Consider the following 14,931-nt stretch of genomic DNA (forward strand, 5'->3'; position numbering starts at 1 on the left):
CCCCGTCGGTCCCGGGGGGGCCGCTGACTCGGGGGGGGGGGGGGCGCGGGGGGGGGGGGGGGGCGGGGGCGGGGGGGGGCGCCCCGCGGGGGGGGGGGGGGCCCCCGGGCCCCCGCCCCCCCCACCACTGCGCCACACCACTGCGCGTCAGCCGAGCGCCGATCCCGGTTCGCCGAGGGTGTCGCGGAGCCACTGCTCGACCCCGGCGACGTGCACGGTCGCCCAGGCGTGGGCGAGTTCCGGGCGGCGGCCGGCGATGGCGTCGAAGATCGCGCGGTGCTGCTGACGGGTGCCGGCCACCGCGCCCTCCTCGGTCAGCCCGCGCCAGATGCGCGCCCGCATGGTGGGCCCGGACAGGCCGTCGATCAGCGAGCAGAGCACGGTGTTGCCCGACCCGGCAGCGATCCTGCGGTGGAACTCCAGGTCGTTGGCGATGAGTTCTTCCAGCGAGGCGTCCTCGTCCAGGCTCCCCAGCACCTCGTCCAGGCCGGTGACGTCCTCCTCGGACATCACCCGGGCGGCCATCGCGGCGGCGGCCGGCTCCAGGATGCGGCGGACCTCCAGGAACTCCAGCACCGTGTTGTCCTGGTGGAAGTCGACCACGAAACCCAGGGCGTCCAGGAGGACTTCGGGCTCCAGGCTGGTCACGTACGTGCCGTCGCCCTGGCGCACGTCGAGCACCCGGATGAGCGACAGGGCCTTCACCGCCTCCCGCAGGGAGCTGCGGGACAGGCCGAGCCGGTCCGCGAGGTCGGCCTCCTTCGGGAGCCTCGCGCCGGGGCGGAGCTCGCCGCTCACGATCATGGCCTTGATCTTCTCGATCGCCTCGTCGGTGACTGGCACGGCCTCGCCTTTCCTGGTCATCTGATCTTCGCAGCATAAGGGCTTCGCCCGGCCGGGCCCCGGTGCCTCCGTACACCGGGGTCCGACCGGGCGGCCGGGACGGTCACAACTCCCACACCACGGGCAGCCCGGCCGCGGAACCGGCCGCCGAGTAGTCGTGGACGACGTCGAGGAGTTCGGCCATCCGCGCCTGCCAGGCGATGTTGACCGGGAGGTGTTCGAGCTCGGCGAGCAGCCGGGCGTAGTCCTCGCACTCCAGCAGGTGGAACAGCTCGGAGCCGCTGCGCCAGATCGTCCAGGAGCTCACGCCGGCCGCCCTGATGGCGTCGGTGAGTTCGCCGGGCACCTCGCGGTGCGCGGCCTCGTACTCCTCGATCCGGTCCGTCCGGACGCGGGTGTGCAGGGCGATCCTCATGACTGCTCCGGATGCTGCTCGGGGTCGGTGGCGGTGTCCGTCGTGTCGACGATGACCACGTCCAGGGTCCGGGGCCCGTGCACGCCCTCGACCCGGCTGAGTTCGATGTCGCTGGTCGCGGACGGGCCGGAGACGAAGGTCAGCGGCAGACGCGGGTCGAGGCGGGCGAGCGCCTCGGGGACGTCGTCGACGATCTGCTCGGCGCGGACGACGCAGAGGTGGTAGTCGGGGACGAGGCTCAGCGCGCGCCGGCCCTGGCCCCGACCGGTGTCCAGGACGATGGTGCCGGTGACGGCGATGCCGACGGCGGCGAGGGTGACGGCGCCGTCGAGGGCGTCCAGGGCGGGGACGTCCAGCGGCTCCCGGTGCCACTCCCAGTCCCCGGGCGGCAGGAGCCCGTCCGGGAAGCCCTCGGGCACCGCCAGACGCACGGCACCGCGGGCGGTGAGGGCGGCCGCGATGGCGCCGGGTAGTCCGGCCGGATCGGTCCGGGTGACGGTGGCGCGGTAGTCGGCGACCCGTTCGGCGAACAGGGCCACGAGGTCCTGGCCGGGGGCGGTGTGGCCGCGCCGGTAGTCACGCGGTACGGGAACGTCCTCCGGGCCCTCGTCGGTGGGCACGTCGGCGAGCGCGGCACGGATGCGCCCCAGAATGGCATCGCGGGTGTTCATCATTTCCCCTCCCGGTTCCTGCGCCACCAGGCGCGGAACGATTCGGCGGGCGGCACCGGGGTGTCCCGGTCGGCGGACCAGCCGCTCAGCGGGCCGGGCAGCCGGCCGATCCGGCCGCCCCGGGCCAGCGCCCGGCCGCCGAGCGAGGCCGCCCGCTGGGCGGCGGCGAGCAGCGCGGGGGAGTCGAGGACGGTGGCGGCCGCCTTCATCGCCAGCGCCTCGCCGGTGGGCAGTCCTCCGGCAGCGCGCCTGGCCTTGACCACCTCGGACCGCAGGTGGACCAGCAGCTTCGGGATGTCGATCTTCACCGGGCAGGCCTCGTAGCAGGCCCCGCACAGGGTGGAGGCGAACGGCAGGGAGGCGGCGTGGTCGACGCCGACCAGTTGCGGGGTCAGCACGGCGCCGATCGGCCCGGGGTAGACCGAGCCGTAGGCGTGCCCGCCGGTGCGTTCGAACACCGGGCAGACGTTGAGGCAGGCGGAGCAGCGGATGCAGGCCAGGGCCTGGCGGCCGACGGTGTCGGCGAGGGTGTCCGTGCGGCCGTTGTCGAGCAGGACGAGGTGGAAGGCGGACGGGCCGTCGGACTCGGTGGTGCCGGTCCAGGTGGAGGTGTACGGGTTCATCCGCTCGCCGGTTGAGGAGCGCGGGAGCAGTTGGAGGAACACCTCCAGGTCCGCCCAGCCGGGGACGACCTTCTCGATGCCCATCACGGTGATCAGGGTCTCGGGCAGGGTGAGGCACATCCGGCCGTTGCCCTCGGACTCCAGTACGACGACGGTGCCGGTGTCGGCGACGGCGAAGTTGGCACCGGAGACGGCGACCTTGGCACGGAGGAACTTCTCCCGCAGGTGCCGGCGGGCCGCCTCGGCGAGTGCGGCGGGATCGTCGGTGAGGCCCTCCGGGGCCGGCTGCCCCCACGCGCCCATCCGCTCGGCGAACAGCTCGCGGATCTCGGTCCGGTTGCGGTGGATCGCCGGCACCAGGATGTGGGAGGGGCGGTCGTCGCCGAGCTGGACGATGAGCTCGGCGAGGTCGGTCTCGTAGGCGGTGATGCCGGCTTCGGCGAGCGCCTCGTTGAGTCCGATCTCCTGGGTGGCCATCGACTTGACCTTCACGACCTCCCGTTCGCCGGTGGCCCGAACCAGTTCGGTGACGATGCGGTTGGCCTCGGCGGCGTCCGCGGCCCAGTGCACAATTCCGCCGGCTTCGGTGACCGACTCCTCCAGCCGCAGCAGGTGGTGGTCGAGGTGGCGCAGGGTCCGGGTCTTGATCGCGTCGGCGGCGGTGCGCAGCGCCTCCCAGTCGTCCAGCTCCGAGGCGACGGCGAGGCGCTTGTCGCGGATGACGGTCGTGGCCCGCTTCAGGTTGGCCCGCAGCCGGGTGTTCCCGAGGGCCTCGCGGGCGGCGTCCGGGAAGGACGGCGAGCCCAGCCAGACCACTCCGCGCTCGCCGGGGGAGTTCACGGGCGTCCTCCTTCGGTCGTGGCCAGGATCTCGGCCAGGTGCATGGTCCGCACCGTGGCGCCCTGCCGGGACAGGCCGCCGCCGATGTGCATCAGACAGGAGTTGTCGACCGTGCACAGCACCTCGGCGCCCGTCTCGCGCACCGCCCCGACCTTGTCGGCGAGCATCGCGCCGGAGGTCGCGGAGTTCTTGACGGCGAAGGTGCCGCCGAAGCCGCAGCACGAGTCGGCGGCCGGGAGCTCGACCAGGTCGAGGCCCTCGACCGCGCGCAGCAGCCGCCGCGGGCGGTCGCCGAGGCGCAGCCCGCGCAGCGAGTGGCAGGTGGGGTGGTAGGTCACGCGGTGCGGGAAGCGGGCGCCGATGTCGGTGACGCCGAGGACGTCGGTCAGGAACTCGGTGAACTCGTACACCCGGGGCACCAGTTCGGCGACCTGCCGGCGCAGCTGTGGCGGGCTGTACTCCTCGGCGAGGGCCGGATGGTGCTCCCGGACGAGCCCGGCGCAGGACGCGGACGGCGTGACGACGGCGTCGTACTCGCCGAAGGCGCGCGCGAACCGGGCCATCAGCGGGACGGCGTCCGTACGGTAGCCGGTGTTGATGTGCATCTGTCCGCAGCAGGTCTGCTCCTGCGGGAACGCCACGGTGTGGCCGAGCCGTTCGAGGACGGTCACCACGGCGCGGCCGGTGCCGGGGAACATGGTGTCGTTGAAGCAGGTGATGAACAGTGCGACGCGCATCAGGTGACCTCCTGCGGGGTCGGGACGTCCGGCGGGAGCAGCTCGCGGTCCTTCAGCTCCGCCCACAGCGCGTCCGGGACGCGGTGCCGGAGCATGGCGGCGGCGTCCCGGACCTCGGCGGCGTTGCGGGTGCCGACCAGGACGCTCGCCACGGCGGGGTGCCCGAACGGGAAGCGCAGCGCGGCGGCACGCAGCGGCACGCCGTGTTCCTCGCAGACGGCCTTGAGGTCGAGGGCGCGGGTGAGCAACTCCTCGGGTGCGGCGGTGTAGTCGAAGGTGGCGCCGGGGCGCGGGTCGGCGAGCAGGCCGGAGTTGAAGACTCCGCCGATGACGACGCCGACGCCGCGTTCGGCGGCCAGCGGCAGCAGCTCGGTCAGTCCACGCTGGTCGAGCAGGCTGTAACGGCCGGCCAACAGGACGGCGTCGAGGTCGGTCTCGCGGACGAACCGGGCGAGCAGCCCGGCCTGGTTCATCCCGACACCGATCGCGCCGACCATCCCCTCAGCGCGCAGCCGGGCCAGCTCGGGGTACGCCTCGCTGAGCGCCTGCTCCGCGTGGTCGTCGGGATCATGGAGGTGGACGATGTCGATCCGGTCCAGGCCGAGCCGCTCCAGGCTGTCCTCGATCGAGCGGCGGACGCCCACGGCGCTGAAGTCCCAGACCCGGTGGTGGGTGGCGGGGACGGCGAAGCCGTGGGCGAGGTCGTCGCCGCCCGGCTCCGGGGCCGGGCGCAGCAGCCGGCCGACCTTGGTGGAGAGGACGTACTCGTCCCTGGGACGGCCGCGCAGGGCCCGGCCGAGCCGCCGCTCGGACAGGCCCAGGCCGTAGTGCGGGGCGGTGTCGAAGTACCGCACGCCCGACTCCCAGGCGGCGGCGACGGCCTCCTCGGCGTCGGCGTCGGTGACGGGGGTGAACAGGTTGCCGATGCCCGCCGCGCCGAAGGCGAGCTCGCCGACCTCGACCTTGCTCCGGCCCAGCGGCCGGCCGCGCGCGATCACGGCCGGGACTCCGGCCGCAGCCGCAGGCCCGCCATGCCGCCGTCGACCTGCAGCGCCGTGCCGGTGGTGCTGCCGGCGGCCGGGGAGGCCAGGTAGACGATGGCGGCGGCCACCTCCTCGGCGGTGACCAGCCGGCCGGTCGGCTGTCGCGCGTTGAGGGCGGCGCGTTCGGCGGCCGGGTCGTCGGCGGCGTCGAGCAGCCGGCCGACCCAGGGGGTGTCCACGGTGCCGGGGTTGACGCAGTTGACCCGGATGCCCTCGCGGACGTGGTCGGCGGCCATGGCCAGGGTGAGCGACAGGACGGCGCCCTTGCTGGCCGAGTAGAGCGCGCGCTGCGGCAGGCCGGCGGTGGCGGCGATGGAGCAGGTGTTGACCACCGCGGCCCGGGTCGAGCGGCGCAGGTGCGGCAGGGCGGCCCGAGTGGTGCGGACGACGCCGAGCAGATTGACGTCCAGGACGCGGTGCCACTGCTCGTCCGGGTTGTCCGCCACCGTGCCGATCGCGCCGATGCCCGCGTTGTTGACCAGGACGTCGATCCCGCCGAGCGCCTCGGCGGCCGCCTGGACGGCGCCGCGCACCGAAGCGTCGTCGGTGACGTCGGCGGTGAAGCCCAGCAGCGGCTCCTTGACCGTCCGCGGGTCGAGGTCGAGGACGGCCACCCGGGCGCCGCGCTCGGCGAGCAGGGTGGCGGTGGCCAGGCCGATCCCGGAGGCGCCGCCGGTGACGAGCGCCGTCAGTCCGTCGAGTTCAGCCGTCGTCATGCGATCGCCTCCTGGTGCTGCGCCAGCTCCTCGGCCCAGAAGGAGCCGTGGGGGTAGTGGTAGGTGTCCAGCGAGGACTGGTGCATGGCCGCCGAGAATCCGGGCGCGGTGGGGGTGCGGTAGTGGCCGTCGGCGATCACCACCGGGTCGAGGAAGTGCTCGTGGAGGTGGTCGACGAACTCGATGACGCGGTCCTCGGTGGTGCCGGAGAGAGCGACGAAGTCGAACATGGACAGGTGCTGGACGAGTTCGCACAGGCCCACGCCGCCGGCGTGCGGGCAGACCGGGACGCCGAACTTCGCGGCGAGCAGCAGGATGGCGAGGTTCTCGTTGACGCCGCCGACCCGCGCCGAGTCCAGCTGGAGGACGTCGATGGCACCGGCCTGGAGCAGCTGCTTGAAGACGATCCGGTTCTGCACGTGCTCGCCGGTGGCGACCTTCACCGGGCTGACCCCGCGCCGGATCGTCGCGTGCCCGAGCACGTCGTCCGGGCTGGTGGGCTCCTCGATCCAGTACGGGTCGAACTCCGCGAGCGCCGTGGTCCACTCGACGGCCTCCGCCACGTTCCAGCGCTGGTTGGCGTCGATGGCCATCCTGATGTCGGGCCCGATGGCGGCGCGGGCGGCCCGGCAGCGGCGGATGTCGTCCGCCAGGTCGGCGCCCACCTTCAGCTTGATCTGCCGGAAGCCGTCCGACACGGCCTCACGGGCGAGGCGGGTGAGCTTCTCGTCGTCGTAGCCGAGCCAGCCGGGGGAGGTGGTGTAGGCGGGGTAGCCCCGGCGGAGCAGCTCGGCGGCGCGTTCGGACGCGCCCTCCTTGCCGCGCCGCAGCAGCTCCAGCGCCTCCGCCGGGTCGAGGGCGTCGGCGATGTAGCGGAAGTCGATCTGGGAGACGAGCCACTCGGGGTCGGCGTCGGCGAGCAACTGCCAGAGCGGCTTGCCCCGCTCCTTGGCCGCGAGGTCCCAGACGGCGTTGACGACGGCCCCGATGGCCATGTGCATCACGCCTTTCTCCGGGCCCAGCCAGCGCAGTTGGCTGTCGCCGATCAGGTCGCGGTACAGCGATCCTGGGTCGGCGCACAGCTCGGCGACCGGGCGGCCGAGGACGTGCGGGCGGAGCGCGTCGATGGCGGCCACCTGGACGTCGTTGCCGCGCCCGATGGTGAAGGTGAAGCCGTGGCCCTCGTGGCCGCCCTCGGTGGTCCGCAGGATGACGTAGGCGGCGGAGTAGTCGGGGTCGGGGTTCATCGCGTCGGACCCGTCCAGCTCCCGCGAGGTGGGGAAGCGGACGTCATAGGTGTCGACGGCGGTGATCCGCGCTGTGGTTGCGGACAAGGGGATGCCTTTCACGCGGTGATGAACGTCTGGCGCTGGGTGCCGAGGCCGTCGATGGACAGCTCGACGGTGTCGCCGTCGCGCAGGTACGGGTTGCCGGGCAGGCCCAGGGCCACGCCGGCCGGGGTGCCGGTGTTGATGACGTCGCCGGGGCGCAGCACCATGTACTGGCTCAGGTACCAGACCAGGTAACCCACCTCGAAGATCATGTTCTTGGTGCTGCCGTCCTGCCGCGGCTCGCCGTTGACGGCCAGGCGCAGTCCCAGGTCCTGCGGGTCGCCGACCTCGTCCGGGGTGACCAGCCACGGGCCGAGCGGGTTGAAGCTCTCGCAGGACTTGCCGAGGTCCCACTGGCCGGAGTACTCCAGCTGGAACTCCCGCTCGGAGACGTCATTGCTGATCGCGTAACCCGCGATGCACTTCGCCGCCTCGCCCGGGTCGGCGAGGTAGCGGGCCTCGCGGCCGATGACGACGGCGAGTTCCACCTCCCAGTCGGTCTTCACCGAGCCGCGCGGGATCAGCACGGGATCGAAGGGGCCGACGACGGTGGACGGGTCCTTCAGGAAGACCACCGGCCGCTCGGGGACGGCCGCGCCGGTCTCCTCGGCGTGATCGCGGTAGTTGAGGCCGATGCAGACCACCTTGCCCGGACGGGCGACGGGCGACCCGATCCGCAGACCGGCCGCGTCCACGGGGGGCAGCGAACCCTCGGCCAGGGCGGCCCGGACCCGGTCGAGCCCGCCCGAGGCGAGGAACGCACCGTCGATGTCGTCGGTCAGGCCCGCGAGGGTGAAGGTGACGCCGTCAACGTCGCGGACGATCGGCGTCTCCGCTCCGGGTTCGCCTACTCGCAGCAGCTTCATGTGGTGGCTCCCATCAACACATCGGATGAATCCGTGGTGCCATGACCATACGAGGCTGCATTGGCCGTCGCAAGGATTCCTCCGATGTCTGCGCGTCATTCCGCCGGTCGGGCCGTTCAACTGTGCAGTTCATGGCAGTAATTGGCATCGTTCAGTGCTGCGGGGTATGGCTGGGAATCACGGTTCGGAACCATCCGAGGTTTCCTCTTGTCAGTCGGATATCCGGCTCGTAGAGTCCTCGGCACCGCAAGCCATCCGATGACTGCCTCCGGATGCCCGGTCATTCCCCCTGCGATCCGCCTCCCACCCTTCCGCAGGGGCGCCGGCCCTCCCAGCCAAGGAGACCAGCACCATGAAGCTTCGCTCCTCCAGAATCGCGGCCACGGCCGCCACCGTGGCCGTCCTGGCGGGGTTCGCCACGGCCTGCAACCGCGGCAGCGACTCGGGCTCCTCCGCCTCCGGCGGCGGCAAGCCGGCGATCGGCATCGACCTGCCCCGCGCGGACTCCGACTTCTGGAACTCCTACGCGCAGTACGTCAAGCAGGACGCCTCCTCCCAGGGCCTGAACACCCTGCCGGTCAGCAACTCGCAGAACGACGTGACCAAGCTGGTCGCAAACGTCCAGGTCTTCCAGAACACCGGCGCCAAGGTCGTCGTCATGGCTCCGCAGGACACCGGCGCGATCGCCTCCACCCTCGACCAGCTGTCCGCCAGGAAGATCCCGGTCGTGAGCGTCGACACCCGTCCCGACAAGGGCAACGTCTACATGGTCGTCCGGGCCGACAACAAGGCCTACGGCACCAAGGCCTGCGAATTCCTCGGCAGGCAGCTGGGCGGCAAGGGCAAGGTCGCCGAGCTCCAGGGAGCGCTGAGCTCCATCAACGGCCGCGACCGCTCGGAGGCCTTCGCCGCCTGCATGAAGGAGAAGTTCCCCGACGTCCAGGTGATCGAGCTGGCCACGGACTGGAAGGGGGACGTCGCCTCCGCGAAGCTCCAGTCCACGCTGGCCGCCAACGCCGACCTCGGCGGGATCTACATGCAGGCCGGTGGCGCCTTCCTGCAGCCGACCCTCGCCCTGCTCCAGCAGAAGGGCCTGCTCAAGCCCGCCGGTCAGCCGGGGCACATCGCCGTCGTCTCCAACGACGGCATCCCGCAGGAACTCGACGCCATCCGCAAGGGCGACATCGACGCCACCGTCTCCCAGCCCGCCGACCTGTACGCCAAGTACGCGCTGTCCTACGCGCAGGCCGCCGCCGAGGGCAAGACCTTCCAGCCCGGCCTGACCGACCACCAGTCCACCATCATCTCCCTGCCCAACGGCCTGGAGGACCAGCTCCCCGCGCCGCTGGTGACCAAGGACAACGTCGACGACAAGGCCCTGTGGGGCAACAGCGTCGGCAAGTGACCCGACCCCCGTGGACGGGCGGAGCAAGGCACCCCAGGCCGAGGCTCGCCCGCCCGCGGGCCCCGTGGAGAGGACACCCCCGCCATGGCGGACCCCAGCCCCGTCCGGGGCCCCGTCGTCGAGGCCGACGGGATCAGCAAGCGCTTCGGCGCCACCGTCGCCCTCAGCGACGCCCGCATCTCCGTCGCCCCCGGCGAATCCCACGCCCTGGTCGGCCGAAACGGTGCGGGCAAGTCCACCCTCGTCTCGATCCTCACCGGACTGCAGACCCCCGACACCGGCACCCTGCGGTACGACGGCGAACCCGCCCCCGCCCCGGGCGACACCGACGCCTGGCGCTCGCGCGTCGCCTGCGTCTACCAGCGCTCCACGATCATCCCCGCGCTGACCGTCGCGGAGAACCTCTTCCTGAACAGACACAGCCTGGACCGGCAGACCAGCCGTGCGCTGCGCCCGATCAGCTGGAAGCAACTGCGCCTGCGCGCGAGCGAGCTGCTCGCCGAGTACGGCGTGGACGTCGACCCGACGGCCCGCGCCGAGGACCTCACCGTCGAGCAGCGCCAGTTCGTGGAGATCGCCCGGGCGCTGTCCTTCGGCGCACGGTTCATCATCCTGGACGAGCCGACCGCCAAGCTCGACGCCCGCGGCATCGACCGGCTCTTCGACAAGCTGCGCGGACTCCAACAGCAGGGCGTCGCCTTCCTGTTCATCTCGCACCACCTGCAGGAGGTCTACGAGCTCTGCAGCACCGTCACGGTCTACCGCGACGCCCGGCACATCGTCACCGCCCCGGTGGCCGAACTCGACCAGCACGCCCTGGTGGAGGCGATGACCGGCGAGTCCTCCCGCGGCACGGAGCCCAGCTGGTCGGCGGCCGGCCGAGCGCACCCGGACGGCGCGCCGCTGCTCGACGTCACCGGCCTGAGTCTGGCCGGCCGCTACCGCGACGTCGCCCTGACCGCCCGGCCCGGCGAGGTGGTCGGCCTGGCCGGCGCCGCCGCCAGCGGCAACGTGCAGCTCGGCGAGACCCTCGCGGGCCTGCACCGGCCCCAGAGCGGGACGGTCACCGTCGCGGGGCGCCCGGTGCGCACCGGCAAGGTGCCCGCCGCACTCGCGGCCGGCATCGGATTCGTCCCCGAGGACCGGCACGTCCAGGGCCTGATACCCCAGCGCAGCGTCGCCGAGAACGCCACCCTCACCGTCACCGACCAGCTCGGCCCGTACGGCACCGTCCTGCCCTCGCGCACGCGGAGCTTCGCCCAGCGCGTGATCAGTGACCTCGACATCAAGACCCCCGGCCCCGCCACCCCGGTGTCCGCACTCTCGGGAGGCAACCAGCAGAAGGTCGTCATCGCGCGGGCGCTCGCCACCCGGCCCCACGTCCTGGTCGCCATCCGCCCGACCAACGGCGTCGACATCAAGTCCAAGGAATCCCTGCTCGGCACCATCCGCCAGGTCGCCGACGAGGGGAGGACCGCCCTGATCGTCTCCGACGAGCTCGACGACCTACGCGTCTGCGACCGCGTCCTGGCCATGTTCCAGGGGCGTGTCGTCGCCGAGTTCGAACCCGGCTGGAGCGACGAACAACTGGTCGCGGCCATGGAGGGCATGCGCGGCCCGACCGACCCGAAGGAAGGCCATGACCCCCACCACTGAGCTCCCCGAGCTCCCCGAGCTCCCCGGAGCGGCGGCCGCCGCCCCCGCCAGCCGCCGTCTCGACCTCGCCCGCTACCGCGATCTGTCGCTCGTCCCGGTCCTGTTCGTGCTGGGCGTCATCGGCTTCATCGTCTCGCCCGCCTTCCTCACCTCCGACAACCTCCTCGGCGTCGGGCAACAGGCCACCGAACTGAGCCTGCTGGTCCTCGCCGAGGCGCTCATCCTGATCGCCGGGCGAATGGACCTCTCGCTGGAGTCCACCATCGGCGTCGCCCCGGTGATCGCCGTCTGGCTCGTCCTGCCCGACCACGGCGCCCGCTTCAACGGCCTCGGACTCCTCCCCGAATGGACCGCCATCCCGCTGTGCCTGCTGGTCGGCGCGCTCATCGGCGCGATCAACGGCTTCCTCATCCTCAAGCTGCGCCTCAACGGCTTCATCGTCACCCTCGGTGCGCTCACCCTGCTCCGGGGCCTCCAAGTCGCCGTATCCCAGGGGCAGTCCATCGTCAACGTGCCCGATTCCTTCCGCTACCTCGGCAGCGCGAGCTGGCTCGGCGTCCCGGCCGCGATCTGGATCTGCGCCCTGCTCTTCCTCGCCGGCGCCAGCGCCCTCGCCTGGCTGCGGCACGGCCGGGCCCTCTACGCGATCGGCGGCAACGCGGAGGCCGCCCGGGCAGCGGGCATCCGGGTCGACCGGATCGTCTGGGCCGTGCTGGTCCTCGGCGGCCTGCTCGCGGCCTTCGCGGGCATCCTCTACACCGGCCACTACGGATCGATCTCCGCCGACCAGGGCAACGGCTGGATCTTCCAGGTCTTCGCCGCCACCGTCATCGGCGGCGTCAGCCTCAACGGCGGCCGCGGCACGCTCTTCGGCGCCCTCACCGGCGTGCTCACGCTCCAGCTCGTGGTCAACGTCATGACCTTGGCCGGCGTCCCGCCGCTGTGGAACCAGTTCCTCAACGGCGCGATCATCATCGTCGCGCTGATCATCTCCCGCTACGCCTCCGGCGAGAAGCAGGAGTAGCCCGTACCTGCCGCACCACCCCGGGCCGTCACGTAACGTGCCGGGTAGCCGGCATGCCGTGCCGCACGGTGTCAGAACAGCTCCAGCAGTTCCGTCAGGGAGGCGACGGCGGGCACGTCCGGGGCGGCGGCCGACGAACTGCGCTGCGCAGGGGGGAGCGAACTGGGGGGCGTGGGAAGGGGATCACACCGGACCGAGGGTCTGGGCGCACCAGATCGTCTTGCCGTTGGTGGTGTGGCGGGTGCCCCAGCTCTGGGTGAGCTGGGCGACCAGCATCAGGCCCCGGCCGCCCTCGTCGAAGGTGCGCGCCCGGCGCAGGTGCGGGGCGGTGTCGCTGCCGTCGGAGATCTCGCAGATCAGCGAGGTGTCGCGGATCAGCCGCAGTCTGATGGGCGGTTGGCCGTACTTGATCGCGTTGGTGACCAGCTCGCTGACGACCAGTTCGGTGACGAACGCCGTCTCCTCCAGGCCCCAGACGGCCAGTTGGTCGGCGGCCAGCCGCCTGGCGCGCGCCACCTGCGCGGGGTCGGGCTCGATCGCCCAGTCGGCGACGTGGTCGGGGTCCAGCGCGCGGGTGCGGGCGAGCAGGAGGGCCGCGTCATCGGTGCGGTGCTCCGGCAGCATGGCCTTCATCGCCGCGTCGCAGAGTGCCTCCAGCGAGGCGGCCGGCTGGCTCAGGATCCGGAGCAGGCCGGTGGCCCCCTGCTCGCCGTCGCGCTCGTGGCTGACCACCAGTCCGTCGGTGTAGAGGGCGAGCAGGCTGCCTTCGGGAGCGTCGAACTCCGTCACCTCGAACGGCAGGCCGCCGATGCCGAGCGGGGGCCCCGGCTGCGCTTCGACCGGGGTGCCGGTGCCGTCCGGCGCGATGATCAGCGGCAGCGGATGGCCCGCGCTCGCCAGGGCGCAGCGGCGGGAGACCGGGTCGTACACCGCGTACAGGCAGGTGGCGCCGGTCTCGCCGGTCGGCTCGAAACCGCCGTCGGGCCGGGGGTCGTCGGGAAGGTGGAGGACCAGGTCGTCCAGGTGGGTGAGCAGTTCGTCAGGTGGCAGGTCCACGTCGGCCAGGGTGCGGACCGCCGTGCGAAGTCGGCCCATGCTGGCGGAGGCGTGCACGCCGTGGCCGACGACGTCGCCGACGACCAGGGCGACCCGCGCGCCGGACAACGCGATGACGTCGAACCAGTCGCCGCCCACGCCCGCGCCGGCCCCGGCGGGCAGGTATCCGGAAGCCACCTCGATCGCCCCGTGGCTCGGCAGCCGCCGCGGCAGCAGACTGCGTTGCAGGGTCAGAGCGGTCGTGTGCTCGCGCGTGTACCGGCGGGCGTTGTCGATGGCGACGGCGGCCTTGGCGGCGAGTTCCTCGGCGAGGATCAGGTCGTCGGCGGTGAAGGCCTCGGGCCGGTCCTTCCGGGCGAAGGCGACGACGCCCAGCAGGGCGCCGCGCGCCAGCAGCGGCACGGTGATCCGGCCGGTCAGTCCCTGGGCGGCGATGGTCCGGTCGATCAGCGGGAGGCCCGGCGGCCAGTGGGCGGGGTCGGCGGCGAGGCCGGGGCCGAAGGCCCACTCGCCGCCCTGGTCGGCTTCGGCGGCGAGCTGGACCATGGACGTGCCGGCGGCCATGCAGCGGGCGGGGACGGAACCGGGGGCGTACCCGACCGGCGTCACCGGCCCGAAGGGTCCGTCCGGGTCCCGCTTCGCGCTGTGCCGGGCGGCGCGGCTGAGCGTGATGGTGCCACCGGTGGTGACCGCGGCGGCGGGCGGTTCCTCCCCGCGCAGGACCTCGTCGAAGAGGTCGACGGTGACGAGGTCGACGAAGCCCGGCACCGGGGCGGTGGCCAGTTCCCGGGCGGTGCTGATCACGTCGAGGGTCCGGCCGATGCCGCTGCTGGCTTCGTTGAGGATGAGCAGGCGTTGGCGGGCCCAGTACTCCGCGCTCATGTCGAATCCCCAGTTGGCGACCGCGCGTACCCTGCCCCCGGCGTCCCGGACGGGCCACATGCTGGTGGCCCAGGCGTTGGCATAGGCGCTGCCGAGCGGCCGGAAGACCGTGATGAGGCGCGCGGGTTCGCCCGTCCTGGCCACCTCGGAGAGCTGGTTGGTGTACGCGGCGTCGTCCAGTTCGGGAAACAGCTCGCGGTACTTCTCACCGAGCACCTGGGCCTCCGAGTGCGACATCACCCGGCACGCGGCGGCGTTCACCCACAGGAACCGCAGCTCGGGGTCGTACACCCCCAGGGCGAAGGGGCACTGTTCGAAGGCCCGGTCGGCGATCACCGGTCGGCGGTCCCAGCGCTGGACGGTCAGCACACGGCCCAGCGGCTGTCCGTCGCTGCCGTTCAGGGGGTGGATCGTCACCGCGGCGTCCACCGTGGACCCGTCCCGGCGGCGCAGCGTGAGCGGCGTGGTACCGGGGCCGGCGCCCCCGAGGTACCCGGGTCGGGGATCGACCAGGAAGTCGGTCACGGGGCGGCCGACGGTCTCCTCCGCCCTCCAGCCCAGCAGGAGCAGTGCGCCCTCGCTCCAGCCGCTCACCACACCGTCCGGGCCGACCACGACAGCGGCGGTGGGTGCGTCCTGCTCGCCAGTCGTCTCCACGCGCGCCTCCGTCCGGGCAGCGGTGTGTGCCGGAACGGATTCCGGCGGCCTGGATCCACCCTAGGGCCTGTCTTCAAACTCCCGCCTGCGGGGCGACGCTCCCCCAGCCTTCGGCCGGGAGGTACCCCCAGGGCACAAGCGCGCCTCGCCGCGTTGTCGTCGGTCG

Annotated in this window: 13 protein-coding genes; 3 read left to right on the top strand and 10 right to left on the bottom strand. The window is 72.6% G+C overall.

What is annotated here, in order from left to right:
• Window positions 1-147 precede the first annotated feature (147 nt).
• The 9 genes from ACIG5E_RS25830 to ACIG5E_RS25870 form a co-directional block, all read right to left on the bottom strand.
• The gene (locus ACIG5E_RS25830; protein WP_396537132.1) at window positions 148-843 is read right to left on the bottom strand and encodes a FadR/GntR family transcriptional regulator; all 696 of its coding nucleotides are present in this window, start codon (window positions 841-843) and stop codon (window positions 148-150) included.
• 103 nt (window positions 844-946) lie between these two features.
• Window positions 947-1,258 carry an L-rhamnose mutarotase gene (locus ACIG5E_RS25835; RefSeq protein WP_396537134.1) on the bottom strand — a complete coding sequence of 104 codons (312 nt, stop codon included), beginning with the start codon at window positions 1,256-1,258 and terminating at the stop codon, window positions 947-949.
• The gene (locus ACIG5E_RS25840) at window positions 1,255-1,929 is read right to left on the bottom strand and encodes a lactate utilization protein C (protein ID WP_396537136.1); all 675 of its coding nucleotides are present in this window, start codon (window positions 1,927-1,929) and stop codon (window positions 1,255-1,257) included. The genes ACIG5E_RS25835 and ACIG5E_RS25840 overlap by 4 nt, the downstream gene beginning before the upstream one ends.
• Window positions 1,929-3,392, bottom strand: coding sequence for a LutB/LldF family L-lactate oxidation iron-sulfur protein (locus ACIG5E_RS25845; protein ID WP_396537138.1), 1,464 nt, complete (start codon window positions 3,390-3,392; stop codon window positions 1,929-1,931). The genes ACIG5E_RS25840 and ACIG5E_RS25845 overlap by 1 nt, the downstream gene beginning before the upstream one ends.
• A complete protein-coding gene (locus ACIG5E_RS25850) occupies window positions 3,389-4,129 on the bottom strand; it encodes a (Fe-S)-binding protein (protein ID WP_396537140.1) in 741 nt (246 codons plus the stop codon). The genes ACIG5E_RS25845 and ACIG5E_RS25850 overlap by 4 nt, the downstream gene beginning before the upstream one ends.
• Window positions 4,129-5,127, bottom strand: a complete 999-nt coding sequence (locus tag ACIG5E_RS25855) for an aldo/keto reductase (RefSeq protein ID WP_396537142.1) — start codon at window positions 5,125-5,127, stop codon at window positions 4,129-4,131. The genes ACIG5E_RS25850 and ACIG5E_RS25855 overlap by 1 nt, the downstream gene beginning before the upstream one ends.
• Window positions 5,124-5,888 (bottom strand): SDR family NAD(P)-dependent oxidoreductase, encoded by a 765-nt coding sequence (locus ACIG5E_RS25860; RefSeq protein WP_396537144.1) that lies wholly within the window; start codon window positions 5,886-5,888, stop codon window positions 5,124-5,126. The genes ACIG5E_RS25855 and ACIG5E_RS25860 overlap by 4 nt, the downstream gene beginning before the upstream one ends.
• Window positions 5,885-7,222 (bottom strand): L-fuconate dehydratase, encoded by a 1,338-nt coding sequence (locus ACIG5E_RS25865; protein ID WP_396537146.1) that lies wholly within the window; start codon window positions 7,220-7,222, stop codon window positions 5,885-5,887. Before ACIG5E_RS25865 ends, ACIG5E_RS25860 begins: the two co-directional genes overlap by 4 nt.
• A gap of 11 nt (window positions 7,223-7,233) precedes the next feature.
• A complete protein-coding gene (locus ACIG5E_RS25870; protein WP_396537148.1) occupies window positions 7,234-8,085 on the bottom strand; it encodes a fumarylacetoacetate hydrolase family protein in 852 nt (283 codons plus the stop codon).
• Window positions 8,086-8,437: 352 nt separating this feature from the next.
• Between ACIG5E_RS25870 and ACIG5E_RS25875 the strand changes: the two genes are divergently transcribed.
• From ACIG5E_RS25875 to ACIG5E_RS25885, 3 genes are all read left to right on the top strand, one after another.
• Window positions 8,438-9,490 carry a sugar ABC transporter substrate-binding protein gene (locus ACIG5E_RS25875; RefSeq protein WP_396537150.1) on the top strand — a complete coding sequence of 351 codons (1,053 nt, stop codon included), beginning with the start codon at window positions 8,438-8,440 and terminating at the stop codon, window positions 9,488-9,490.
• Window positions 9,491-9,574: 84 nt separating this feature from the next.
• Window positions 9,575-11,146, top strand: coding sequence for a sugar ABC transporter ATP-binding protein (locus tag ACIG5E_RS25880; RefSeq protein WP_396537152.1), 1,572 nt, complete (start codon window positions 9,575-9,577; stop codon window positions 11,144-11,146).
• A complete protein-coding gene (locus tag ACIG5E_RS25885; protein WP_396537154.1) occupies window positions 11,130-12,170 on the top strand; it encodes an ABC transporter permease in 1,041 nt (346 codons plus the stop codon). The genes ACIG5E_RS25880 and ACIG5E_RS25885 overlap by 17 nt, the downstream gene beginning before the upstream one ends.
• A gap of 183 nt (window positions 12,171-12,353) precedes the next feature.
• Here the strand turns inward: ACIG5E_RS25885 and ACIG5E_RS25890 are convergent, their stop codons facing one another.
• On the bottom strand, window positions 12,354-14,765 hold the full coding sequence (locus ACIG5E_RS25890) for a SpoIIE family protein phosphatase (RefSeq protein WP_396537156.1): 2,412 nt from the start codon (window positions 14,763-14,765) through the stop codon (window positions 12,354-12,356).
• Between the last annotated feature and the right edge of the window lie 166 nt (window positions 14,766-14,931).

This window comes from Kitasatospora sp. NPDC053057, assembly GCF_044546945.1.
In the GTDB taxonomy this organism is placed as follows: domain Bacteria; phylum Actinomycetota; class Actinomycetes; order Streptomycetales; family Streptomycetaceae; genus Kitasatospora.

Excerpts from the sequence above, each read along its gene's own strand:
- ACIG5E_RS25835 (WP_396537134.1), bottom strand. The coding sequence starts at position 1,258 with ATGAGGATCGCCCTGCACACCCGCGTCCGGACGGACCGGATCGAGGAG.
- ACIG5E_RS25885 (WP_396537154.1), top strand. The coding sequence starts at position 11,130 with ATGACCCCCACCACTGAGCTCCCCGAGCTCCCCGAGCTCCCCGGAGCG.
- ACIG5E_RS25870 (WP_396537148.1), bottom strand. The coding sequence starts at position 8,085 with ATGAAGCTGCTGCGAGTAGGCGAACCCGGAGCGGAGACGCCGATCGTC.
- ACIG5E_RS25860 (WP_396537144.1), bottom strand. The coding sequence starts at position 5,888 with ATGACGACGGCTGAACTCGACGGACTGACGGCGCTCGTCACCGGCGGC.
- ACIG5E_RS25875 (WP_396537150.1), top strand. The coding sequence starts at position 8,438 with ATGAAGCTTCGCTCCTCCAGAATCGCGGCCACGGCCGCCACCGTGGCC.
- ACIG5E_RS25840 (WP_396537136.1), bottom strand. The coding sequence starts at position 1,929 with ATGAACACCCGCGATGCCATTCTGGGGCGCATCCGTGCCGCGCTCGCC.
- ACIG5E_RS25880 (WP_396537152.1), top strand. The coding sequence starts at position 9,575 with ATGGCGGACCCCAGCCCCGTCCGGGGCCCCGTCGTCGAGGCCGACGGG.
- ACIG5E_RS25850 (WP_396537140.1), bottom strand. The coding sequence starts at position 4,129 with ATGCGCGTCGCACTGTTCATCACCTGCTTCAACGACACCATGTTCCCC.